The sequence below is a fragment of the Shewanella oncorhynchi genome, assembly GCF_012584455.1.
GTDB classification, from domain to species: Bacteria; Pseudomonadota; Gammaproteobacteria; order Enterobacterales; family Shewanellaceae; genus Shewanella; species Shewanella oncorhynchi.
Genome location: NZ_JABAEB010000003.1, coordinates 63641 through 88916, shown reverse-complemented (window position 1 = coordinate 88916; position 25276 = coordinate 63641). Strand labels below are relative to the sequence as shown.

The 25276-nt window shown below is 45.8% G+C and carries 22 protein-coding genes and 3 tRNA genes; 9 read left to right on the top strand and 16 right to left on the bottom strand.

What is annotated here, in order from left to right; translation table 11 throughout:
- Positions 1-158: 158 nt before the first annotated feature.
- From HGO26_RS04885 to pspA, 7 genes are all read right to left on the bottom strand, one after another.
- Entirely contained in the window at positions 159-521 is a 363-nt protein-coding gene (locus tag HGO26_RS04885; RefSeq protein ID WP_105252925.1) for a ComEA family DNA-binding protein, read from the bottom strand.
- A gap of 226 nt (positions 522-747) precedes the next feature.
- Complete coding sequence (gene megL / locus HGO26_RS04880; RefSeq protein ID WP_168823662.1) at positions 748-1941, bottom strand: methionine gamma-lyase; 1194 nt, start codon at positions 1939-1941, stop codon at positions 748-750.
- A 341-nt stretch (positions 1942-2282) separates the two neighbouring features.
- Positions 2283-3491, bottom strand: a complete 1209-nt coding sequence (locus tag HGO26_RS04875; protein ID WP_168823660.1) for a TIGR01620 family protein — start codon at positions 3489-3491, stop codon at positions 2283-2285.
- On the bottom strand, positions 3488-4948 hold the full coding sequence (locus HGO26_RS04870) for a YcjX family GTP-binding protein (protein ID WP_168823658.1): 1461 nt from the start codon (positions 4946-4948) through the stop codon (positions 3488-3490). The genes HGO26_RS04875 and HGO26_RS04870 overlap by 4 nt, the downstream gene beginning before the upstream one ends.
- Before the next feature lie 113 nt (positions 4949-5061).
- On the bottom strand, positions 5062-5448 hold the full coding sequence (pspC, locus tag HGO26_RS04865) for an envelope stress response membrane protein PspC (RefSeq protein WP_028760457.1): 387 nt from the start codon (positions 5446-5448) through the stop codon (positions 5062-5064).
- Positions 5435-5674, bottom strand: coding sequence for an envelope stress response membrane protein PspB (gene pspB / locus HGO26_RS04860; protein ID WP_006081138.1), 240 nt, complete (start codon positions 5672-5674; stop codon positions 5435-5437). The genes pspC and pspB overlap by 14 nt, the downstream gene beginning before the upstream one ends.
- Positions 5675-5691: 17 nt before the next feature.
- Positions 5692-6375, bottom strand: a complete 684-nt coding sequence (gene pspA / locus HGO26_RS04855) for a phage shock protein PspA (RefSeq protein ID WP_006081137.1) — start codon at positions 6373-6375, stop codon at positions 5692-5694.
- 177 nt (positions 6376-6552) lie between these two features.
- On the opposite strand from pspA, the gene pspF reads away from it, so the two are divergent.
- The 8 genes from pspF (at position 6553) to HGO26_RS04815 (ending at position 14682) form a co-directional block, all read left to right on the top strand.
- Positions 6553-7644 carry a phage shock protein operon transcriptional activator gene (pspF, locus tag HGO26_RS04850; protein WP_168823656.1) on the top strand — a complete coding sequence of 364 codons (1092 nt, stop codon included), beginning with the start codon at positions 6553-6555 and terminating at the stop codon, positions 7642-7644.
- A gap of 69 nt (positions 7645-7713) precedes the next feature.
- Positions 7714-9339 (top strand): ABC transporter substrate-binding protein, encoded by a 1626-nt coding sequence (locus HGO26_RS04845; protein ID WP_028760460.1) that lies wholly within the window; start codon positions 7714-7716, stop codon positions 9337-9339.
- Positions 9339-10370, top strand: a complete 1032-nt coding sequence (locus HGO26_RS04840; protein WP_028760461.1) for an ABC transporter permease — start codon at positions 9339-9341, stop codon at positions 10368-10370. Before HGO26_RS04845 ends, HGO26_RS04840 begins: the two co-directional genes overlap by 1 nt.
- The gene (locus HGO26_RS04835; protein ID WP_006081133.1) at positions 10357-11247 is read left to right on the top strand and encodes an ABC transporter permease subunit; all 891 of its coding nucleotides are present in this window, start codon (positions 10357-10359) and stop codon (positions 11245-11247) included. Before HGO26_RS04840 ends, HGO26_RS04835 begins: the two co-directional genes overlap by 14 nt.
- A gap of 3 nt (positions 11248-11250) precedes the next feature.
- Entirely contained in the window at positions 11251-12258 is a 1008-nt protein-coding gene (locus HGO26_RS04830; RefSeq protein WP_113938851.1) for a peptide ABC transporter ATP-binding protein, read from the top strand.
- Positions 12239-13024, top strand: coding sequence for a peptide ABC transporter ATP-binding protein (locus HGO26_RS04825; protein ID WP_105252932.1), 786 nt, complete (start codon positions 12239-12241; stop codon positions 13022-13024). Before HGO26_RS04830 ends, HGO26_RS04825 begins: the two co-directional genes overlap by 20 nt.
- A 105-nt stretch (positions 13025-13129) precedes the next feature.
- The gene (gene fabV / locus HGO26_RS04820; protein WP_168823653.1) at positions 13130-14332 is read left to right on the top strand and encodes an enoyl-ACP reductase FabV; all 1203 of its coding nucleotides are present in this window, start codon (positions 13130-13132) and stop codon (positions 14330-14332) included.
- 137 nt (positions 14333-14469) lie between these two features.
- On the top strand, positions 14470-14682 hold the full coding sequence (locus HGO26_RS04815; RefSeq protein WP_006085368.1) for a TOBE domain-containing protein: 213 nt from the start codon (positions 14470-14472) through the stop codon (positions 14680-14682).
- Between the two features lie 192 nt (positions 14683-14874).
- Here HGO26_RS04815 and HGO26_RS04810 read toward each other — a convergent pair whose 3' ends face one another.
- The 9 genes from HGO26_RS04810 to HGO26_RS04770 form a co-directional block, all read right to left on the bottom strand.
- Positions 14875-16740 (bottom strand): SurA N-terminal domain-containing protein, encoded by a 1866-nt coding sequence (locus HGO26_RS04810; protein ID WP_028760465.1) that lies wholly within the window; start codon positions 16738-16740, stop codon positions 14875-14877.
- 225 nt (positions 16741-16965) lie between these two features.
- Positions 16966-17253 carry a nucleoid-associated protein HU-beta gene (gene hupB / locus HGO26_RS04805; RefSeq protein WP_255211589.1) on the bottom strand — a complete coding sequence of 96 codons (288 nt, stop codon included), beginning with the start codon at positions 17251-17253 and terminating at the stop codon, positions 16966-16968.
- Between the two features lie 244 nt (positions 17254-17497).
- Positions 17498-19855 (bottom strand): endopeptidase La, encoded by a 2358-nt coding sequence (gene lon, locus HGO26_RS04800; RefSeq protein ID WP_105252934.1) that lies wholly within the window; start codon positions 19853-19855, stop codon positions 17498-17500.
- A gap of 132 nt (positions 19856-19987) precedes the next feature.
- Positions 19988-21268 (bottom strand): ATP-dependent protease ATP-binding subunit ClpX, encoded by a 1281-nt coding sequence (gene clpX, locus HGO26_RS04795; protein ID WP_028760467.1) that lies wholly within the window; start codon positions 21266-21268, stop codon positions 19988-19990.
- Positions 21269-21352: 84 nt separating this feature from the next.
- A complete protein-coding gene (gene clpP / locus HGO26_RS04790) occupies positions 21353-21961 on the bottom strand; it encodes an ATP-dependent Clp endopeptidase proteolytic subunit ClpP (RefSeq protein WP_063883148.1) in 609 nt (202 codons plus the stop codon).
- An 89-nt stretch (positions 21962-22050) separates the two neighbouring features.
- Positions 22051-23355 (bottom strand): trigger factor, encoded by a 1305-nt coding sequence (tig, locus tag HGO26_RS04785; protein ID WP_028760469.1) that lies wholly within the window; start codon positions 23353-23355, stop codon positions 22051-22053.
- A 261-nt stretch (positions 23356-23616) separates the two neighbouring features.
- Positions 23617-23692: transfer RNA gene (locus tag HGO26_RS04780), tRNA-His, on the bottom strand.
- Positions 23693-23701: 9 nt separating this feature from the next.
- Positions 23702-23778: transfer RNA gene (locus HGO26_RS04775), tRNA-Arg, on the bottom strand.
- Positions 23779-23895: 117 nt separating this feature from the next.
- A tRNA-Pro gene (locus HGO26_RS04770) sits at positions 23896-23972 on the bottom strand.
- 364 nt (positions 23973-24336) lie between these two features.
- On the opposite strand from HGO26_RS04770, the gene folD reads away from it, so the two are divergent.
- Complete coding sequence (gene folD, locus HGO26_RS04765; RefSeq protein ID WP_168823651.1) at positions 24337-25191, top strand: bifunctional methylenetetrahydrofolate dehydrogenase/methenyltetrahydrofolate cyclohydrolase FolD; 855 nt, start codon at positions 24337-24339, stop codon at positions 25189-25191.
- The last annotated feature ends 85 nt before the right edge of the window (positions 25192-25276 follow it).

Below are 25276 nucleotides of genomic sequence, written 5' to 3'. Positions count from 1 at the left end.
CGATAAGATCTCTTAATATCCCACCTAACTGCACAATCTATAAGCAAATGGAGTGATTGAAATGATAAAAGCCTGCAAATGCAGACTTTTATATATGTTTTACTGAATCTCTTATCATAAAAATCAGCAGGCTACACCGCAATCATCGCCAAAGGTGGTTACAACTTGATCAAATGGCGATTTTGCTCAATTATCTTAGCCCCAACACCAGAGACATTGGCTAAGTCATCTATGGCATTGAACTTACCATTTTTAGTGCGATAGTCGACAATCGCTTGAGCCTTTGCGGCACCAATCCCTTTGAGTACGAGTAACTGCTCGGCTGAAGCGGTATTGATGTTGACTTGAGCGGCATCTGGCATAGATTTTTTCGCATCAGATGCCATTTCACCCGCTTCAGTTTTAGCCTGTACTTTCACGGCGGCCTTGGTTGGGGTTTCTGTTGCGATTGCTGGGCTTGCCAAAAAAGCCGTTAATGCTATGGCACTCATAAAAGCAGGTATACGATTTGTGGTTTTCATAACAATTCCTCTATTCCATGATTTGCGGCCTTTCGTCCTACTTCCGTGGCCTCAAATCAAAAATAGTCTAAGCTGTCCCGAAATACCAAATCGGCGTCATAAATATTCACTATCGCTAAACTTCTGTCTTCGGCTCAATGAGCCAGTGCTTGACTATGATAAAAAGATGCAAAAAGCATCCTTTTATCATTCAAATAACTAGCGGTCTTTAAAATAACAACATTCATTAAGCTAATCGAGCTAGCGCTTGGTTCAAGTCGCCGATGATGTCGTCACAATCCTCTAAACCAATAGAGATCCGCAGCAAATTATCACCAATCCCAGCGGCAGCCCTCGCCTCTGACGTATAAGGTGAATGCGTCATCGATGCAGGATGTTGAATCAGGGATTCAGCATCACCTAGACTCACCGCAATTGAGAACAACTTTAGATATCCGACAAAGGCCATGGCTTCTTCTAAATTTGCCGCCAGTTCAAACGCGATAACACCACCAGCACGTTTCATCTGCTGGCCAATGAATTTATGCCCTTGATGAGATTTAAGCCCGGGGTAATACACACGTGTAATGCTTGGATGTTCCGCCAAAAACTCTGCCACGCGCTGGGCACTATCGCAATGGCGCTGCAAACGCACATCTAAGGTTTTAAGGCCGCGTAAGATCAGCCAAGCATCATGTGGCGATATCACAGCGCCAATATCCTTTAAAATTTCATACTTCACTTTATGGAGCTGTTCTTCACTGCCACACACTATCCCCGCAATCACATCACCATGACCATTGAGATATTTAGTCGCACTGTGGATCACCAAATCAATACCAAAATCCAGCGGCCTCTGCAGTAATGGGGTCATAAAGGTATTATCGACAATACTGACCAACTGATGACGTTTGGCAATATTCGCAATTGACGCTAAATCAAATACCTGCAAATGCGGATTGACAGGGGTTTCACAGAAAATGACCTTAGTATTGGATTTAATCGCCGCTTCTATTTCTGCTTCCGATGAAAAGTCCACTAGGGACACTTCAATACCAAAGCGGGCAAACTGAGTCGTCATTAGCGCATAAGTACAACCGTATACGGCATTCGACGCCACTAAGTGATCGCCCATCTGCAAATTAGCCAGCAATGCGGCGGATACTGCGCCCATACCAGAAGCAGTTGCTGCTGCGGCCTCAGCCCCTTCTAAAATCGCCATTTTACGTTCAAGCTCAGCGGTTGTCGGATTCCCTAAGCGCGTGTAAATATACCCCGGCTCATTACCCGCAAATCGCTCACCACCTTGCTGTGCAGACTCAAACACAAAAGTCGCACTTTGGTAAAGCGGCGTCACTAAGGCACCAAAGGCCTCTCGCTGATGGCCGCCATGAATAACCTGTGTTGCCGCCTTCCACATCTTGCCTGACTCATCTTGCATACCTAGCTCCTTGTCATTGGCATTGAGCAGTTCCCGTTCTTGATTGATTGTTGGTGTGGAGCGCTCAATGCCCGCATTATGGATAATCTAATAGATAAGTTAATGAAACATTAGCCCTATCGAATAAGCCCTACCATAACGCGGCCAAGCACTGAAGCCAGTAGCATGACAAAAATAGCAGCGATCAAAAGTGTAATTAACTTGTTACATAGCACTTTTCAGTCGCACTTTGTCATTCTCTTTATCTGCAAAAATCATAAAAAATGCGCTAAGGAACAAGTCCATTAGCGCATCTACTTTCGGCTATTTGAATCGTTTAATCATATGATATTCAATAGCATCTACTCTTTAGACTTATCTTTAGATGACCGCAATACCCTCTCATCAACATCGGCGAACTGGCCTTTTAATGCGTCGCGGCCTTCCTTGGTAAACAGCTTGCCTGAAAACTGCTTCAGTTCGATCAACAATTCCTGATGCACTTTAGACAATTTAGGCCTTTGCTCTTCCCTAAACACAATCGGCCGACACAGCGCCATGGCTTGATATCCAAGGCGCGCTGTTAACATGCCGCCCCCTAAGCCTTGGGCCAAGCGAGCAGACAATTTACCTGTCATTTCAACCGATAACAGCTGTGTTCCTAAATCGGTAACTAACTCAGTGGTGCCCGCGTAGATGATATTAATAATAATGCTGCGGATAAGTTTAATTCGGCTCCAGTAACCAAGTTCAATGCCATAACAGCGGGCGACATCGCGCAGCATACGTTGATTACGCCAGAGGATAATCGCCATATCGAGCACAGCTAACGGACTCGCCGCCAGTAACACTGCCGACTCAGCCGCATAGCGTCGCACGACTTTTTTGGCCAGTTCATCTCGCTCCGTCAGCACTAAGTCCTCGAATAACAAGACTTTCTCGGCATCATTATGTTCATCTTTTAATGAGCGGCGAAGTTGCTGCAAACCTTGGCTGTCGCCATAGTGGCACACTATGTTATCGATAAAGCTGTCTGCCTCACCCATTTGCATGCTCTGCGCCAGCCTAGCGCCAGTTTCTTGGGTATCGGCAACCTGTTTGAGTCGCTTCAGTTTGCGGTACTCACTGACTGCCCCCGCCAATGCCCACGCACTGACCACCCCAAGCACCACACCATAAAAACTGAACAACCAAGGGCTCTCAAGCCAAGCATCCATCAATCCTAATCCCGTTTGAACTACCACGAGCAGCAATAAACTCGCTACTGCCAGACGAGCGAGCCAAGACCAACGGCGTGATTTTACAAGTTGAGGCGATACCGATTTAGCATCGATCATTTTTGAATGGGATGACAGCGTTTCATCCATCAATTCCTCAATATCAGCAGCCACTTCTTGCACTGGCGTATGCGGATCAAAGGCTTTCGCCCCTTTGAGCTCCTCTTTGCTGGGTTTGAGCTCCACTATTTGTGGGTCAAACAGTTGCTGCTTTTTCAGCGCCTTATGCTCAAATGAGTGTACAGAGGAATTAGAGGCCTGCTCATTTGGATTATCAGATAGCTTTAACGTCATTCCAACTTATCTCCCAGTAAGTACTGCAGCAAATGATCGAGACGAATATGGTCAAAATGCACTTGAGAGGGGTCAACATTGGCATTGCTCGGCGGTGCAAAGCCGACAAAGTTAAATCCTTGGTCACGCCAAAAATGCGCTTCAGGTAAGCGAGTGGGCACTTCGCCTGGAAACAAGGTCAGGGCTTTACCGTTGAGTCCCATCCCCTGCACGACTTCGACCTCGCCCTCTTGAGTTGTCACCATGCCATGGCGAGTCGACTTGATGGCGCTAATCGCCATCGTCTCCACTTTACAACCATCGAAACTGGCAAAATGCTGACTGTGTTTCAACATATCGGTCAGCAGGGACAAAACATGGCTCTGCTGATCGCGAGTCACATGGTCAACCTTGCTCGCGGCAAACAATAAACGGTCGATGCGGGGGGCAAATAAACGCCGTAAATAACTCGATTGGCCAAACTGAAAGCTTTCCATAATGGCATTGAGCGCCGCGCCCATATCCTCAAATTGCTTTTTACCGCGATTCAACGCACTAAAACAGTCAACGAGTACTAACTGCCGATCAAAACCGGCAAAGTGGTTTTTATAGAAAGGCTTAACCACTTTAGCCACATATTCTTGATAACGTTTTTCAAGTACATGGAATCCACTGTGTTTATCGCTTTGCGAAAGTTCAGCAAACTTTTCATCATTAACCAATAACAGGGGGAAAAAAGCCAATAAGGGAGCCCCCTGCCATTCACCCGGCAATAACATGCGCCCAGGTTGCGCTTGGTAATAACCTTGCACGTGCACTAAATCATTGAGTAATAGCTGATATTGATCGGCAATCTGCTTTAATTGCTGCTCATCGGCGCTGGCGGCTAAATCCAATGATGTCAAAGATTGCTCAAACTCGGCATACAATGGAGAGCTTTTAAGATTCTCGATGCGAACTTGTTGAGCACGGCACCAAGTAACAAAGTCTTGGCGCAACATAGGTAAATCGAGTAACCATTCGCCAGGATAATCGACTATGTCCAAATACAAGGTGGCGGTATCAGAAAACTTGGCCAGTAAGCCCTTCTTAGGTTGGTATTTAATCGCCAATCGTAACTCAGAAATAGTACGGGTAGAGGCTGGCCAGGTCGCAGGTTCGGAAGTGAGCGCTAACATGGCGCCTTGATAATCAAAACTGGCGATTTCAAGATCCGGCTGCATGGCACGCTTAACACCGAGCAAACGCTGATCGCGGCTCACCTGCCACAGTGGCAAAGCACTGTTGTTGCGGGCGTGGGGTAAGGTTGAGACAGGTCCAGAATTGAGTAACTGATTGACTAACCCCGTGATAAACGCCGTTTTTCCTGCACCAGAAAGCCCAGTCACGGCCAAACGTAAATGCCGGTCCGCGGTGCGATGTAACAGGGATTGGCCCTTTTGGGTTAATTTATGGAGCGAGGCATCAAGCATTCCCATAGAGACTTCCCTTATGTCGAATGATGTTAACTTATGTCAAGTGATGTTGACTATACACTGGAATGGAGCAGAGATTAAGCAACAAGGGCGGACATGGCCGCCCTTTAGAAGGGTTACAAACTATTGATTTGTCTTTTTAAATCAAAGTTGTCAGAGGTGACATGGCGTTCTAAATTTTGTAGCCTAACTTCTAGACTTCGAAATTGACGACTCACGTCGCTTAGCGCTTGCTTTGCGGGTTCTCCCGACTGCCACGGCTTCTTCTTCACCTCGATATCGTCTCTATCGTAATGCTTTTGCGGCTTGATGTCTAAAATCACCCACAAAGCGACATAGATGATAAATACCACACCTGAGCCGCCGAGTAAGAAGATAGACACCGTCAGCACTCGCACTAACCAAGTTTCAATCGCAAAGTACTCGGCAATCCCTGCACATACACCCGCTATTTTGCCTGACTGGGGAATGCGGTACAAAGTACGGCCATTAGATCCTCTCATGTTTCCCCCTCCATTCGGGCGATTCTGTATCCAGAATGGCCTCTAAGGTCTCGATACGCGCCGCCATTTTATCGGCCTTGGATATCAAATCATTGAGTTGTGAAAACTCTTCCTCAGTGAGTCCCTGGCTCACTTGTCGCTTACTGCGATAATGAAGAACTAACCATATTGGCGCGACTATCACCATGAAAATAATAATCGGCGCCATTAGCACGTCCATATCCATAACTCACCTCTGAATTGTTATTCTTTTGACTTAGTTGGCGCTTTACCTTTTACCTTGGCTTTGAGCGCTGCCAGTTCTGCATTCACAGAATCTTCCGCTTCTAGCGCCGCAAACTCATCGGCTAAGGTCTTCTTGCTGCCAAGATCGTAAGATTCAACTTGGGCTTCTAAGCCTTCGACACGGCGCTCATATTGCTCAAACTTGAGCATAGCATTGTCGATCTTGCTTGAATCTAGCTGCTTTTTCACTTCTAAGCGTGATGACGCTGTTTGAGTGCGCAAAATAATGGTCTTTTGACGCGCTTTTGCATCGAGCAGCTTTTCTTGCAACATGCCCACTTCATCTTTCAAGCGTGCGATATGTTCATCGATGACGGCTAACTCTTGATTCAGCGTATCTGCTAAACCGGTCGCTTTTTGTTTTTCAACTAAAGCGGCTTTCGCTAAGTCTTCACGGTCTTTGGACAGTGCCAGTTCAGCCTTATCTTGCCAATCTTGCACTTGCTCTAACACGCGGTTGATACGACGTTGCAGCTCTTTCTTTTCAGCTAACACTTTAGCTGAGGTAGAACGCACTTCAACGAGTGTGTCTTCCATTTCTTGGATAATCAGTCGAACCATTTTTTCTGGGTCTTCTGCTTTATCCAGCAATGCGCTGATATTAGAGTTAATGATATCGGCGAAACGAGAGAAAATTCCCATAATCCTATCCTCAAATTGATGTTGGTCTCGTATAAGGTAATACACTAACCGTGCCAACTTTAACTTATTATTTAAATACAGCAAGTTAAACAAAATATTAACTTTTACTTCCTTTTACGCTTCAAGCCACTTATTATCATTTTCACCAAATTTTAGCGCGAAAGACTAAAAAATATCGTGGATAATAAATTTCAGCAAGACAACCTCATCGGTCAATCCAACGCCCTACTCGAAGTGTTAGAACATGTGTCGCAAATAGCGCCTCTGTCTAAACCCGTACTGATTATTGGTGAACGTGGTACAGGTAAAGAGCTTATTGCCGAACGCTTACATTATCTGTCTAAGCGCTGGGATCAAAGTTTTATTAAGCTAAACTGTTCATCTTTGAGTGAAAATTTACTCGAGAGTGAATTATTTGGCCATGAGTCAGGAGCCTTTACTGGCGCCAAAGGCAAACACGAAGGCCGCTTTGAGCGCGCCGACGGCGGCACCTTATTCCTCGACGAATTAGCCAACACCTCAGGACTTATCCAAGAAAAGCTCCTGCGCGTCATTGAATATGGCGAATTTGAGCGGGTCGGCGGCAGTAAAACCGTGCAGGCTGATGTTCGTTTAATCTGCGCCGCCAACGAAGATTTACCATCACTTGCTGACGCAGGCGAATTTCGTGCCGACTTGCTCGATAGACTCGCCTTCGATGTAATTACTCTGCCACCACTGCGTTGCCGCCCAGAAGACATAATGACGCTGGCGGAATATTTCGCCGTTGGCATGGCGCGCCAATTAAAACTGCAGCTGTTCAGCGGTTTCAGCGCCCATGCGGTCGAGCAATTAATGACCCACAACTGGCCGGGTAATATCCGTGAACTTAAAAACGTAGTCGAGCGCAGCGTTTACCGTAATGGTGGTGAAAATAGACCCATCGATCATATTACCCTCGATCCCTTTGCTTCACCGTATCGGCCCCAAACGCGGATCAAGACTCGCGAACGCCAAATCACCTCAGTCGCGCCAACAACTGTTGCCAGTACGTCACAATCTGCGCCGATACTTGAGGCTGAAGTACAAGTCAATACTGAGTATTCAACGAATTGCTTTAATTTTCCGCTGGATTTTAAAGAGCAAACTGAGAAGTACGAAATGGATCTGATCCAGCAGGCACTCTCAAACAGCCAATATAACCAAAAGAAAACCGCCGACATGCTCGGATTAAGTTACCACCAACTGCGTGGCATCCTTAAAAAGTACAATTTACTTGATAAAGCATAAGCAGATTGCCCACGGGGGAGATGCACTGCTAAAATAGCCGTTCATAGTCGATAAAATAATGATTTATAAATGAGTGTGCTAATTAGACGCCTGTGCCTAACAACTGCAGTTTCTTGCATGAGTTGGTTGTTGGTCGCGTGTGGGCCCCAACGACTCCCTTCTGGTTTGGTGTATTGCTCCGAAGGGAACCCTGAGTCTTTTAATCCACAATTGGTGACATCTGGCACGACAATCGATGCCACCTCACATCAAATTTATAGTCGCCTAGTGGATTATGACACCCAGTCAGGCAAGCTTGTCCCTGCCTTGGCGACCAGTTGGGCCATGTCTGATGATGGTTTAAGCTATCGCTTCACTCTCAGGGAAAACGTGCAGTTCCAGCATTCAAAGCGTTTTTACCCAACTCGCCCCTTTAATGCCGACGATGTGTTGTTCTCCTTTAATCGTATTATCGATACCCAGCATCCTTATCATTTTGTCTCCCGCACGGGTTATCCCTTCTTCCAAAGTATTGGCTTTTCTCAGCAAGTTAAAGGGATAGAGAAGATAAACGATCATGAAGTGGTCTTTTACTTAACTCGCAAAGACGCTTCTTTTTTGTCAAATTTAGCCACCGACTTTGCGGTGATCTTATCAAACGAATACGCGCAGCAGCAGTTAGCTTTAGGTCATCCTGAAAACGTCGACCACTTTGCCATTGGTACAGGACCGTTCACCTTAGTGCAATACGCTAAAAACGAATATATCCGCTATCGCCGTAATCCCGATTTTTGGGGAGAGCCAGCAAAAATCGATATGCTGGTATTTGATATCACGCCCAAAAGTACAGTTAGGCTCGCTAAGCTTATCGCGGGGGATTGCAGCGTTTCTGCGCTGCCCAAAGCAGGTGAACTGCCTGTTATCAAACAGCATCAAGAATTAAACATCGAATCACAACCAGGTCTTAACGTGGCATTTTGGGCCTTTAATACACAAAAGCCACCCTTAGATGATGTTCGCGTACGTCGTGCACTTGCCTATGCTGTTGATAAACAAAATATCCTGCGAGCGGTTTATCAAAATACTGCCATTGAAGCCACCGGCGTTCTGCCGCCAGCATCATGGGCCTACGAAAATAACAAAGGACTTGTCGATTACAATCCGCAAAAAGCACGCGACCTATTAAAAGAAGCTGGTATAAAAAATCTCAGCATCAATATTTGGGCCATACCGGTTGCCCGCGCTTATAACCCCAATTCGTTGAAAACGGCCGAATTAATTCAATCCGATTTAGCAAACATCGGCGTAAAAGTGAATATCGTCAGTTACGATTGGAGCGTATTTAATCAGAGACTGAGCCGCGACGACTATGATTCTGTGCTGATTGGCTGGAATGCTGATAACAGCGATCCCGATAACTTTTTTAATCCGCTGCTGAGCTGCGCAGCAATGCAATCAAACAATAATCGTTCTCGCTGGTGTAACCCTGAGTTTGATGCCATCTTAAACAGCGCAAGGGAAGTATCAGATCAAGCGGAACGTAAAGTGATTTATCAACAAGCAGAAGCCTTTTTAGCTGAACAAGTACCTATGCTGAGTCTGGCCCATGCCAAACGTGTAGCGTTAACTCGCAGTGATATCAAGGATATGCAGCTTACGCCTTTTGGTGGGATTTCCTTCACCCATACTAGCCAAGCACCACAGGAGGCGAATTAATGTTTACATACCTACTGCGTCGCCTCAATTTATTTCTTGCTACTTCGTTAGTCATGGTGGGTGTCTTATTTTACGCTACAGGCTTGTTTCCAGTTGAGCGCACCTATGCACTCACTGGCATACATACACCGACGGCGACCCAACTGGTTCAAATAGAACAAGACTACAAATTAGATAAAAACCAAGCGTGGCAATTTATCGCTTACCTACAACAAAGGCTTAGCGGTAATTTAGGGATTTCAGTCACGTCACATCAAGAAGTCGCCGAAGAACTCAGTGCCGTCCTGCCCGCCTCCTTCGAACTTGCTGTGATGGCGGGTATTATCGCAATTTGCTTGGGCGTGCCCTTAGGCGTGCTCGCCTCCCAGAGTCAACATAAGCTCACCCAAAATACCATTATGGCGATTACCCTAACGGGCTACTCTGTACCCGTATTCTGGTTAGGCCTTTATCTTTCGCTTTGGTTTGGCGTCGATCTTGGTTGGTTACCAATTTCGGGACAAATCAATTTGCTCTATGAAATCAAGCCCGTCACTGGCTTTATGCTAGTGGATACCTTGTTGTCAGAGTCAGAATACGGCATGTCGGCATTTAAAGATGCCCTGCTGCATATCATTTTGCCTGCCACAACACTGGCCGTGTTACCTTTTACTGTAGTGGTTCGTAGCACCCGTTCGGCAATGGTGAATGTGATGAATCAAACCTTTATCCGCGCCGCCGAAGCCAGAGGCATGCATACTGGCACGATTATACTGCGCCACGCCCTGCCCAATGCGCTGATCCCCGTACTTAAACATTTAGGGCTAATGCTTGGCTCATTTGCCAGTTATGCCATAGTGGTTGAAATGATTTTCTCTTGGCCTGGTGTAGGATCTTGGCTGGTTTCAGGGATTTACCAACGGGACTATACTGTTATCCAAGGTGGGATTTTGGCCGTGGCCCTATTGATTATCTTCCTAAGTATCTTGATTGAAGTGCTGCACACAGCCTTTAATCCACTGAGCAGAAAAGACCTTTATGCCACCAGTTAAAATTTATCAAGAAGATCAAATTGCCTCCCCGACTATGCGGGTTTGGCTTAACTTTTCGGCTAATCCTTTCGCCTTAGCGGGTCTATGGACGATTGCATTTCTGCTCTTGCTAACCCTGTTTGGCCCTATGATTGCGCCCTTCCCACCAGAGGCACAAGATCCAAGAGCCTTGCTGTTGCCACCCTCTTGGGACCCTTCAGGCACAGTGGCGCACTTTTTAGGGACTGACGATCTCGGCCGCGATATTTTCAGCCGATTATTACACGGCGCGCACTTGACCTTTGGCATGGCGCTGCTGATCGTCGTCACCGCATTATTCACAGGCTTTATCATAGGGTCGTTGTCGGGCATGATGCGGGGCTTAAAATCCAGTATTCTTGGTCATTTGCTCGATGCGCTGTTATCTATTCCCTCGCTATTAATGGCGATTTTAGTGGTTGCTGTAATGGGACCAGGGCTTGAAAATGTGTTCTGGGCCGTCGGGATAGCCTTAACCCCACAATTTGTGCGCTCCATACACCAGTCAGTGCATGAAGAATTACAAAAAGAATATGTCACAGCCGCGCGTTTAGACGGCGCTAACTCGATGCAAATTTTTTGGTATGTCATTATGCCAAACGTGTGGGAAGTGGTGATTATTCAAACCACACTTGCCATTTCAGCTGCTATTTTAGATATCGCTGCCCTGGGTTTTTTAAGCTTGGGCGCACAGGCCCCGAGTCCAGAATGGGGCGCTATGGTCGCCCAAGGGATGGATAATTTACTAACTGCGCCTTGGGCCGTAACTATTCCAGGCTTAGCGATTCTTTTCAGTGTGCTTTCCATTAACTTGGTTGGCGATGGCCTACGGTCGGCGCTTGCGCCCATCAGAAACTAACTTATGCCCTTACTCGACGTACGAAATCTAACGATTGAACTCGATACGCCCCACGGTAGAGTGCGGGCGCTAGAAAAAGTCAGCTTAACGCTCAATGCCGGCGAAATTCATGGGCTAGTTGGTGAATCAGGCTCAGGACGAAGTTTGTTAGCCAGAGCGATTTTAGGCATCCCCGGCCCTAACTGGACTATCACAGCAGACCGCATGATGTGGGATGGCAATAACTTGATGGCCATGAGCTCAAAAGAGCGCCGTAACCTGATGGGTTCAGACATGGCGATGATCTTCCAAGATCCGTCTGGCAGCTTAGATCCAGCACAAACCGTCGGCAGTCAGTTAATGCAAGCTATGCCTAAAAATCCCAACGCCTATTTTTGGCAACGGCGCAGGCATGCGCGACTTACGGCACAAAAATGGCTGCATAAAGTCGGGATCAAGAATCCGCGGCAGGTGATGTCTAGCTACGCATGGGAATTATCCGAAGGTGAATGCCAAAAGGTGATGATTGCGATGGCGGTTGCTAACCAGCCTCGCCTCTTGATTGCAGACGAACCCACAAGCTCGATGGAGCTCAGCACTCAGGCGCAAATTTTCAGATTATTATCCCAATTAAATCAATTACAAAACGTATCGATTCTATTGATCAGCCACGAGCTGGAAACCTTAGCCCAATGGTGCGATCACTTATCCGTGCTCTATTGCGGTCAAGTCATGGAATCTGGGCCAACGGACGAAGTGATTAAGCAGCCTTATCATCCTTACACTAAGGCGTTACTCGAAAATATGCCCGACTATTCAGGCTCAGGTGGTCACAAGGCGATTATGCCTACCCTACCGGGTTCTGCGCCCGCCTTACAGCATTTGCCAATTGGTTGTCGTTTAGGGCCACGCTGCCCTGAAGCACAAAAAAAATGCGTTAATCAGCCAAATTTGAGTCATATCAAAGACCGCTATTTTGCCTGTCATTTCCCTTATCACGGCGAAACCCATAATGACGACCCCACTGCTTAAAGTTAATGACCTTTATAAAAGATATGATACTGGTTATAAGGGCTTTTCCCGCCAATATAACGATGCATTAGCGCCCGTATCCTTTGAACTCGAACGCGGTGAAACCTTAGCGATAGTGGGTGAGGCGGGTTCAGGTAAAAGTACCCTTGCCCGCATTTTAGTCGGTGCAGAGCCCCGCAGCGGTGGTGAGATATTTTTCGAAGGTGAAGCCTTAGACAGCCGCAATGTGAAGCAAAGATGCCGCTTAATTCGGATGATTTTCCAAGATCCGAATACTTCACTGAACCCGCGCCTAACGATTGGTCAATTACTCGATGAGCCGCTGCGTTTCAACACCCAAATGTCAGCGCAATCGCGGCACACCCAAGTGGTCGATACCTTACGAAAAGTAGGTTTACTACCTGAGCATGCGGAGTTTTATCCGCACATGATTTCCGAAGGGCAAAAACAACGAGTCGCAGTAGCACGAGCCTTAATGCTCAATCCTAAAATTATCATTGCCGATGAAGCCTTAACCGCTCTGGACCTTTCGGTGCGTTCGCAAATTCTTAATTTGCTGTTAAAACTGCAAAAAGATCTCGGCTTGTCTTATATCTTCGTGTCCCATAATCTCAATATTATTCGCCATGTCAGCGATAAAATTATGGTACTGCACAAAGGTGTAATGGTTGAAAAAGCTGATACAGAACAAATATTTAACTCACCAAAACATGAATACACCCAGAGGTTGGTCCAAGAGCAGAGTCTGTTTGTTCATAAACGCTAAACTGCTCCAACCACTTAAATAATCAGGTGAATTGGCTAAAAATAGGTGCCATTTACCCGCCGAAATATTTATCCTATTGGTCATTTTGATAGAAGAAGCTTAAATATGATTATCAAACCAAAAATTCGTGGATTCATTTGTACCACTACACACCCTGTCGGTTGTGAAGTAAACGTTCAAGAACAAATCACCTTAACTAAAGCAAAAGGCAAGATTGCTAACGGCCCGAAAAAGGTATTAGTGGTCGGTTCATCAAGTGGTTATGGTCTGTCTTCACGTATCGCAGCCGCTTTTGGTAGCGATGCCGCAACGATTGGCGTGTTCTTCGAAAAGCCAGGTACTGAAGCGAAACCAGGTACTGCAGGTTGGTACAACTCTGCCGCTTTCGACAAATTTGCTAAAGCGGAAGGTTTATATTCTAAAAGCATTAACGGCGATGCCTTTAGCCATGAAGCTAAACAAAAAGTCATCGAGCTTATCAAGCAAGATCTTGGTGAAATTGACATGGTTGTTTACTCACTGGCATCACCAGTGCGCAAACTCCCTGATTCAGGTGAGCTTATCCGCTCAGCTTTAAAACCCATTGGCGAAACTTACACAGCAACTGCCGTTGATACCAATAAAGACTGCATCATTGAAGCCACCGTTGAGCCAGCAACTGAGCAAGAAATTGCCGATACTGTCACTGTTATGGGCGGCGAAGATTGGGAACTGTGGATTAAAGCCTTATCTGAAGCCGGTGTATTAGCCAATAACTGCAAAACCGTAGCCTATAGCTATATAGGTACTGAACTGACGTGGCCAATTTACTGGCACGGCGCCCTTGGCAAGGCCAAGATGGATCTGGACCGCGCAGCAAAAGCGTTAAATGAACAACTGTCAGCCACTGGCGGCAGCGCAAATGTTGCAGTGCTAAAGAGCGTTGTGACTCAAGCGAGTTCGGCCATTCCTGTCATGCCTTTATATATCGCTATGGTATTCAAGAAAATGCGTCAGGAGGGTCTCCATGAAGGTTGTATGGAGCAAATCTATCGCTTATTCAGTGAGCGTCTATTCCGTGCCGATAGTGCAAAACCTGAGACCGACAGTGATAATCGCTTACGTTTAGATGACTGGGAACTGCGTGAAGATATTCAGCAACACTGCCGTAATTTGTGGCCACAAGTGACCACAGAAAACTTATCAGAATTGACTGATTACCGTGAATACAAAGCTGAATTTATTAAGTTATTTGGTTTTGGTATCGAAGGCATTGATTACGATGCCGACGTTAACCCATACGTTGAATTTGACGTTATCGAACTCTAATCGACTCAATACGAATCACTGCTTATCACAAACGTTAAACGCCACTTTTTAGTGGCGTTTTTATTTATAACTCCCAGATTAAGATGCGCTACACTAGCTGCAGTTGACCCCTAATAATCCCTCAATAAGGAAAATCAATGAAAATTAGCGCAAGAAACACCCTCAGCGGTACAATCAAATCCATAGAAATGGGCGCTGTAAACAATGAAGTGACAATAGAACTTGCACCCGGTGTCGTACTGACCTCTGTGGTGACTAAAGCTTCCTGTGAGCGCCTAGGGCTCAAAGTGGGTGATTCGGCTTATGCCCTCATCAAAGCCAGCAGCGTAATGATTGGCGTTGATGATTAACCATTCAATTCAGTAACGTGGCGATTGAAGTAATGGAATATGGAGTCTGACAGTGTTGCTATAGCGGATATCCTTCGAACTTCATTGGTAAACTTTATCGAATTAAAAACAAAAAGGCCAAGTGAACTCACTTGGCCTTTTCTATTTAATCAGTCGGATAGTAAATTTAATAACTCACTATCCTCACTGAAATTATTCTTCTACAGGATAAAGCACCTTGGCATTGGCTTTAAGCGAATCGATCAAGCCACGGTAGTCTGCTTCACTGTATTGTGCGTTCAGACGTTGTTTAAGTGCATTAACTAGCTCATCACTCACACCTTCTGCAGCGTTGACTTTATCCAGTGCAACCACAGCATAACCGTTTGCTAAACCAACGGTATCAACAACAGGAGTTGTACTTGGTGTTGGCATTTGGAACGCTTTGCCTACAATCGCAGCATCAACGTCTTGCGCGCCACGGCCTAGTTTCGCTTTAGACACTAAACCAAGATCAGTTGCACCCGCTTTAACTTGTGCCATCAGTTCCTGTGCTTTTGCACGGGCGGCTTCGTTTGCTTGATCTTGCTTCAAGCGCTCAGTGATGTTGGCTTTCACTTCAGCTAAGGCCAAAGTACCCGCATCGTGATGTTCTTTCACTCGGATAACAACCACATGGTTAGGTTCAAGCTCAATCACTTCACTGTTTAAACCTTTCAGCATTACAGTTTCAGAGAAGGCTGCTTTAACTAAGTCAGGCTTGTTTAGCTCAGCAGGTGCGTTATCGCGAGAAAACAGTGCTGTAGTCTTAACATCAACGCCAACAGCTTTTGCGGTTTCAGATAGTGTATCTGGCACTTCATAGCTGGTATCCGCTAATTTACTTTGTAAGCTATAGAACTGGTCAACCGCTTTCTTATCTTGCAATTGAGCCACTATCTTAGCTTTCACATCAGCAAACGGTACAGTCGCGCCAGATTGCACATCTAATAGCTTGATAATGTGGAAACCAAAGTCTGTTTTAACCACCGCAGAATGTTGGCCTTTATTTAATGCAAATAAAGCGGCATCAAATGCGGGGTCCATTACACCAGGTTCAAACCAATCCAGTTTACCGCCCTGCTCTGCACTCAAAGTATCATCAGAGTTAGCTTTAGCCAGATCAGCAAAATCGGCACCGCTATCTAATTGCTTAGCGAGATCTTCAGCCTTTGCTTTTGCTGCAGCTTCATCGTTACCTGGCATAACCAAAATATGCGCGGCAAGACGCTTCTCGTTAGAAACATATTGTGCTTTATGTTCTTCGTAATACGTTTGTGCTTCTTCATCAGAAACTGGATTATTTTTAGCAAAATCAGCAGCATTCAGTTCAACATATTCTAAGCTCACCATCTCTGGGCTCATAAACTGCCCTTGGTTTGCGTCGTAATAGTTTTTCACTTGCTCGTCAGTCACAACCGCTGTCGCTAAGAATGGTGCAGAATCGACAATAACATAGCGCACATCACGGGTTTGGCCTTGTAACTCAGCCAATTGCTTAGCTTCGCCAGGTAACACAAATTCAGTACCCACAAGGGCTGCAGTTAACTGACGACGGGTCATATCGACACGCATCATGTCTCTGAAAGTCTGTGGCTGATAACCTAACTGACGCAGAATCGCCTGATAACGATCGTTATCAAATTTGCCATCAGTTTGAAATGCCGGTTCAGCTCTCATTGCAGCAACAATTTGCTCGTCAGATACACGTAGACCCATAGCCTTAGCAGCTTGATCTATCAACTTGTCAGCCACTAAGCGTTCTAATACGCTCTGCTTAATGCTTTGTAAGTATTTTTCGTCAGCAGATAACGCAGCAAACATTTCACCTAGCTGTTGCTCCATGCGAGAGCGCTCGCTCTGGTACGCCTGTTCTAGCTCGGCTTTAGTGATCTTGTCACCGTTCACTTCTGCCGCAGGCACATCAGTTGTTGAACCTAAGTAACTACTGACTCCTGCAAATGCAAAAGATAAAATCACAAGTACGAGAATGCCTTTAGCAATCACGCCTTGCGAACCATCGCGGATCTTTTCTAACATCAGATTTCTCGCTTGTTGCGATTAACAAAATAAAAAGGCGCATCAGGTTGAGATGCGCCTTTCTGTAATTTATGGGGAATATTCAGACGCTACCACTGGTAAATTCTAAAACCCCGAGTAATGGTAGAAATTAAGCTTCATATTCCATTACTTTCAATTCGTAAAAAGCACTGATAAACAGTGCTTGTCATTACGAACGCCTTACAAAGGCTACGATATTAATGATTAATTAACAGCGTCTTTCAGTGCTTTACCAGCTTTGAATGCAGGAATTTTAGCTGCTGCGATTTTGATTTCTTCACCCGTTTGTGGGTTGCGACCAGTACGCTCAGCGCGTTCACGCACTTCAAAAGTACCAAAACCAACAAGAGAAATTTTATCACCTTCTTTCAGACCTTCGGTCACAGCAGCGATAAAAGAATCCAGTGCTCGGCCAGCAGCGGCTTTAGAAATGTCAGCACCAGATGCGATTTTCTCGATTAGTTCAGATTTGTTCATGTCATCCCCTTGAATGTAATTTTTTTGCGCCGCAACCAAATCCGTCTCTAGAGCGGTCTGCGGAGGCTTTTATAACAAGCTTGAATTCAAAGTTCAAGCTGAGTTCGAAAACCAAAGAATTAAAACTGGATACAGCTCAAAGCCAGTTGCGCCAAGGGCTTGGAGCAGCTGGCTCTCCACAGACCTAGGCTACCACAGGTCTGCGCTTTGTTAAGCCCCTTTTTTCATTTTTTTTAACGTGATAGCGCAATTTCTTGCGTTATGCCAAGTTTTTAACCACTTCGAAGCCTTCAACTGGTCTTTCTAGGGCCAGTTTTAACACTTCATCGACCCAACGCACGGGACGAATTTCTAAATCGGCAATCACATTGGCAGGAATTTCTTCCAAATCGCGCTCATTTTCTTTTGGAATAAGCACCAATTTTATGCCGCCGCGGTGAGCTGCTAGCAGTTTTTCTTTCAAACCACCGATAGGTAACACTTCACCACGTAAGGTTATTTCACCAGTCATGGCCACATCGGCACGCACTGGGTTACCCGTTAAGCTGGATACTAACGCGGTACACATAGCCGCACCAGCAGATGGACCATCTTTGGGTGTCGCACCTTCTGGCACATGCACGTGGATATCACGCTTCTCGTAGAAATCCGCATTGATACCTAATTGTTCCGCACGGGCGCGAACAACTGTCATCGCTGCTTGAATCGACTCTTGCATCACGTCGCCAAGGGAACCGGTATAGGTTAACTTCCCTTTACCTGGCACTGAGGTTGCTTCAATCGTCAGTAAGTCACCGCCCACTTGAGTCCAAGCTAAGCCAGTCACTTGACCGATTTGGTTCTTAGACTCGGCTTTGCCGTAATCAAAGCGCTGCACGCCAAGGAAAGACTTGAGATTCTCTTGGTTAACAGTCACAGACTTGACCGACTTATCGAGCAAAATCATTTTCACGACTTTACGGCAAATCTTAGACAATTCACGCTCGAGTGAACGCACACCCGCTTCACGGGTGTAATAACGGATAATGCCAACGATAGCACTATCATCGACTTTAATTTCAGTGGCTTTTAAACCATTGCGCTCGATTTGCTTATTCAGCAAATGTTGCTTAGCAATATTCAGCTTCTCGTCTTCGGTGTAACCCGATAAACGAATGACTTCCATACGGTCAAGTAGTGGCCCAGGAATATCCATGGAGTTTGACGTTGCAACAAACATCACATCGGATAGGTCGTAATCGACTTCGAGGTAATGATCGTTAAAGGTCGCATTTTGCTCAGGATCTAACACTTCTAATAAAGCAGAAGCCGGATCTCCGCGCATATCAGAACTCATCTTGTCGATTTCATCGAGCAAGAATAACGGGTTTTTCACGCCGACTTTAGCCATCTTTTGAATGACTTTACCCGGCATAGACCCAATGTAAGTACGGCGGTGACCACGGATTTCCGCTTCATCACGCACGCCACCGAGGGCAACACGCACATACTTACGACCGGTCGCCTTAGCGATCGATTGACCTAGCGAGGTTTTACCCACACCTGGTGGCCCCACTAAACACAGGATTGGCCCTTTAAGCTGACGCACTCGGCTTTGGACTGCCAAATATTCCAAGATACGTTCTTTGACTTTTTCAAGACCAAAATGATCGGTGTCGAGTACTTCTTGGGCTTTAGCTAAATCACGTTTGATTTTAGAGCGTTGGCTCCAAGGCACAGCCGTCATCCAATCGACATAACTGCGAACAACCGTCGCTTCAGCCGACATTGGTGACATCATGCGTAACTTGTTAAGTTCGGCGAGGGCTTTCTCTTTCGCCTCAGCGGGCATGTTAGCCTCTTCAATCTTACGATTTAAGGCTTCAAATTCGTCATGGCCTTCATCTAGGTCACCCAGTTCTTTCTGGATGGCTTTCATCTGTTCGTTCAGATAGTACTCACGCTGACTCTTTTCCATCTGTTTTTTAACGCGAGTCCGGATACGTTTCTCAACCTGTAATAGGTCGATCTCCGATTCCATCATCGCCATTAGATATTCCAGACGTTCGCCGACGTTGACCATCTCAAGCACAGATTGCTTATCTTCAAGCTTAAGTGGCATGTGTGCGGCCATAGTATCGGCCAGACGCGCCGCTTCATCGATACCCGATAAAGAGGTCAAGACTTCTGGCGGGATCTTTTTGTTCAGCTTGATATAACCTTCAAACTGACCAATAGCACTGCGCACTAACACTTCTTCTTCTTTATCTTCCAGCGGTTCTGATTCCAGATACTCAGCCTTAGCCACAAAAAATTCTGTTTCTTGGGTATAACGGGTAATACGGGCGCGACGACCACCTTCAACCAGCACTTTGACTGTACCGTCTGGCAGCTTAAGTAACTGTAAAATAGAGGCAACCGTACCCACTTCGAAGATGTCATCTTTTGATGGTTCATCGAGCTCGGCATCACGCTGCGCCACTAAAATAATTTGCTTATCCTGCGCCATTGCCGTTTCGAGACATCGAATAGATTTTTCTCGTCCGACAAATAACGGAATTACCATATGGGGATAGACCACCACATCTCGCAGTGGCAGCACGGGGAGTTCGATATGCGCTTCACGCTCTTGGGTCATAGTTCGATTCCGTTTTGGTGAAATGGATTAATACTGGAGTATATTGGGACGCTTTATGGAGTTTCAATGGCTAATACGAAAAAAGGAGTCCATTGGACTCCTTGTTTTTCAGTTTATTAGCGATCAGTACAATTATTGTTCGCCTGATGCCACTTGGGCCTCATTGTGCTCGTAAATCAAGATTGGGGCAGATTCCCCTTTCACGACTGATTCATCCACAACGGCCTTCACCACACCGTCAACGGATGGGATATCGTACATAGTATCCAGCAGAATACTTTCAACGATGGAGCGTAGACCACGGGCACCTGTCTTGCGAGACATGGCTTTGTGAGCAATCGCTTTAAGCGCATCTTCGCGGAACTCAAGCTCTACCCCTTCCATCTCAAATAACGCACTGTATTGCTTAGTTAGGGCATTTTTAGGTTGAGATAGAATTTGTACTAAAGCTTCTTCATCCAGCTCAGTCAGAGTCGCAACCACTGGTAGACGACCAATAAACTCAGGGATTAAACCGTATTTGACTAAATCGCCAGGTTCTACTTGTGATAACGTTTCAGAGATCGTCGCCTTCTCTTTCTCGCCTTTCACCTGTGCACCAAAACCGATACCCGAGCCAACGTGCGCACGTTGCTCAATCACTTTCTCAAGCCCTGCAAATGCACCACCACAGATAAACAGGATCTTAGAAGTATCGACTTGTAAGAATTCTTGCTGTGGATGCTTACGGCCACCTTGTGGTGGAACCGCGGCAACAGTACCTTCAATCAGCTTAAGCAGCGCTTGCTGTACACCCTCACCCGATACGTCACGGGTGATTGATGGATTGTCTGACTTACGACTAATTTTATCGATTTCATCGATATAAACGATACCACGCTGCGCCTTCTCAACATCGTAGTCGCACTTTTGCAGCAACTTTTGAATGATGTTTTCAACGTCTTCACCCACATAACCCGCTTCAGTCAGCGTAGTAGCATCTGCCATAGTGAAAGGCACATTGAGTGAGCGCGCAAGGGTTTCAGCCAGTAGGGTTTTACCGCTACCCGTTGGACCGATAAGCAAAATATTACTCTTGCCCAGCTCGATACCATCTTTAGGCGATGCATTTTTTAAACGCTTATAGTGGTTATACACTGCCACAGAAAGCACTTTTTTCGCTCTGTCTTGGCCAATAACATAATCGTCTAAATGTGCACGCAACTCATGTGGTGTCGGTAATTTATCGCTATCACGCTTTGGAGAGATTTCTTTAATCTCTTCACGAATGATGTCGTTACATAACTCAACACATTCGTCGCATACATACACTGATGGGCCAGCAATGAGTTTTCTGACTTCATGCTGGCTCTTTCCGCAAAAAGAGCAGTACAGCAATTTACCGCTGTCACCATTATTTTTGTTGTCGCCCATTAATTACCTCATTTGCAGTCTGCTCTACTGCCTGTCTTAAATTTGCTTAACTTTTACAAAGCATAGCTCAGTCAAAAGCAAAAATCAGCCGCGTTTCGTCATCACAGAGTCAACTAAGCCATATTCGACGGCTTGAGTTGCACTCATGAAGTTGTCACGATCGGTATCGCGTTCAATCACTTCGAGCGGTTGACCTGTGTGTTCAGCGAGCATTAGGTTAAGCTTATTTTTAATGCCTAAGATTTCTTTGGCATGAATAGCAATATCTGATGCTTGACCTTGGAAACCACCCAGCGGTTGATGGATCATCACGCGAGAGTTTGGTAAACAGTGACGCTTACCCTTCTCACCGCCGGCTAACAAGAAAGCGCCCATACTGGCGGCTTGGCCGATACAGACAGTGCTAACATTCGGTTTGATAAACTGCATGGTATCATAAATCGCCATGCCTGCGGTGACAGAACCACCAGGGGAGTTAATGTATAAAAAGATATCTTTATCTGGGCTTTCTGATTCTAAGAATAATAATTGCGCCACGATAAGGTTTGCCATGTGTTCTTCAACTTGACCTACCAAAAAGATAATCCGCTCTTTCAACAAACGAGAATAAATATCGTATGAGCGTTCACCCTTAGCAGTCTGTTCGATCACCATAGGCACTAAAGCACTTTGTATGTCTGACGCATTATGCATTATTCACTTCCCTAAATAAAAATGGCTCGCATGAGGAGCCTCATACGAGCCATTATAAATGGCGAACAGCTAATCAAGTCAAGCTTAGCTTATGCGCGACCGGTAGCCTTGTTCATAAATTCCTCAAAAGCGACTTGTTTTTCGGTCACTTTGGCAGATTTCAACAGTGCTTCAACCGCTTGCTCTTCTAAAGCAACGTTGCGCATGTTTTGCATCAGCTCTTTGTTGCTGTTGTAATAAGCAACAACTTCACTTGGATCTTCGTAGGCAGAAGCCATAGAAGCGATCAAGCCTTGTACGCGTTCATCTTCCGCTTTCAGTTCGTTCGTCTTGATGACTTCGCCTAATAGCAGACCGATTTTAACACGACGTGCAGCTTGTTCAGTGAACAATTCAGCTGGCAGTTCTGGCATGTTAGCCGATTGGCCGCCAAAACGTTGCATGGCTTGTTGACGCAGAACGTTAACTTCGCCATCGATCAATGCTTTTGGCAAAGTGATATCGTTGTTAGCTAACAGACCATTGATCACTTGCTCTTTCACGTTAGCTTTTAACGCTTGCTCAAGTTCACGGTTCATGTTTTTACGGATTTCAGTTTTAAGGGCTTCTAAGCCACCTTCGCTGATACCAAACAGAGCTGCAAACTCATCGTTTACTTCTGGCAGGTTAGCCGCTTGCACTTCAGTCAGCGTAATCGCGAACTTAGCCGCTTTACCTTTCAGGTTTTCAGCGTGATATTCTTCAGGGAAGTTCACGTCGATAACAAATTCTTCACCCGCTTTGTGACCTAAGATACCCGCTTCAAAACCAGGGATCATACGGCCGCTACCTAGTTGCAGTTCGAAATCATCAGCTTTGCCGCCTTCAAACTCTTCACCGTCAACTGAGCCAACAAAGTTCATTTTCACTTTGTCGCCATCAGCAGCTTCACGCTCAACAGCAGCGAAAGTCGCGTGTTGTTTACGTAAGGTTTCAATCATAGTGTCAACGTCAGCGTCAGTCACTTCAGCTTTTGGCTGTTCTACTTCGATTGCATCTAAGCCTTTCAGCTCAACTTCTGGATAGATTTCAAAGGTAGCGATAAATTCGAATTTTTCGCCATCAGTAGAACCAGGAACAAAAGTCGGTGCACCCGCTGGGTTTAACTTCTCAGCAATAATTGCTTCGATGAAGTTACGTTGCATCACTTCACCCATGATGTCTTGACGAATCGCTGCGCCGTAACGTTTGTTTATAACAGTAACAGGCACTTTACCAGGACGGAAACCTGGGATACGAGCACGCTTAGCTTCACGTTGTAAACTGTCTTTAACCAGCTTTTCAATTTGTTCAGCAGGAACAGAAATGGTCAGGCGACGCTCTAGGCCTTGGGTTGCTTCAACAGAAACTTGCATTGTTTTACCTCGAAATTTGTCTAACGTCCTTTGTAATAGCCGATTCATCAACTATTCAGGTATTCGTTTCTTGATCATTAAATTTGACTACAATGCCCACCACAACTGGCTTTAGGCACAGGTCGCTCATAGTTGATATCTATCAAGACGCGACATTATAGCCACCGTTTTCTGCAGAGTCGAGCCTCAACAGCCGAATCTGGGGTATAAAAAAAGCGACACAAGGTCGCTTTTTTTAATTTGTACTCAAAGTACTAAAAATGGGGTGACTGATGGGGCTCGAACCCACGACAACCGGAATCACAATCCGGGACTCTACCAACTGAGCTACAATCACCACTGAAACTGGTACGCCCGGCAGGATTCGAACCTGCGACCACCCGCTTAGAAGGCGGGTGCTCTATCCAACTGAGCTACGGGCGCATGGTTTACAGAATTTTCTGTATCCTAACCGATTTGGAAAGCATTTATGCTAACCCTATCATTCGCCTATTTGAGTTCAAATTATTTTTGAATTCATTGAAGCAAACGACAATAAAGTGGTCGGTGATAGAGGATTCGAACCTCTGACCCTCTGGTCCCAAACCAGATGCGCTACCGGACTGCGCTAATCACCGAAGATCTTACATTTTTTGGTATCAACTCAGAGGGTTCCCTCTGGTCCGCTCTCATCCAAAATCTGGATGCACTCTATCGTACTGCGCTAATCACCTAAGGTCTTACATGACATTTTCAGCGCAAGATGAACACATCTGCCTGAGAACGGAGCGCATCTTATCCCCTCACTTTACACCCGTCAACGATTTTTTTATCGTTCGACTCTAGGTGCTGAATTATCAGGCTAATCTGGTTTTTTTTATCCACTTGGCAACGGCTTTAACCATGACACAGTAGCTGTGCCCTGTTAAAATAGCCACGATTGCCAATCTCTGTGTTAACTACTGTTTTCACCATCGCCCATATAAAGGATATCCTACACCCATGACAGCCCAAATAATCGACGGCAAGGCGATTGCTCAATCCATCCGCACTAAGCTCAGCGAAAAAGTCACCGCCCGCAAAGAGGCTGGACAACGCGTACCGGGTTTAGCCGTAATATTAGTGGGAGCCGATCCGGCATCACAAGTTTATGTTGGCAGTAAACGTAAGGCTTGTGAAGAAGTTGGATTTATTTCTCGTTCATACGATTTAGAAACAAACTGCACTGAAGATGAATTACTCAACCTGATTGATAGTCTTAATGATGATCCGACAATTGATGGCATCTTAGTGCAACTGCCATTACCCGCACATATCGAAGACTCAAAAGTCATCGAGCGTATCCGCCCAGATAAAGACGTCGATGGATTTCACCCGTACAACGTCGGCCGTTTAGCCCAGCGTATTCCGGTGCTGCGCTCTTGCACCCCAATGGGCATAATGACACTCATCAAATCCACCGGCGTTGATACCTATGGTTTAGATGCTGTTGTGGTTGGCGCATCCAATATTGTCGGCCGCCCAATGACCTTAGAGTTGCTGCTTGCTGGCTGCACCACCACTACTTGCCACCGCTTCACTAAGAATCTCGAGCAAAAAATTCGTCAGGCAGATCTCGTGATCGTTGCAGTGGGTAAACCTGGCTTTATTCCTGGCGAGTGGATCAAGTCTGGCGCGATTGTAATAGATGTGGGTATTAACCGTTTAGATAACGGCACCTTAGTCGGCGATGTGCAATATGACATTGCTGCGCAAAATGCCAGCTTTATCACTCCAGTCCCCGGCGGTGTTGGCCCGATGACGATTGCAAGCCTATTAGAAAACACCTTATATGCCGCCGAGCAGTATCATGACTAGGTTCTAAGTTCTAAGTTCTAAGTTCTAAGTTCTAAGTTCTAAGTTCTAAGTTCTAAGTTCTAAGTTCTAAGTTCTAAGTTCTAAG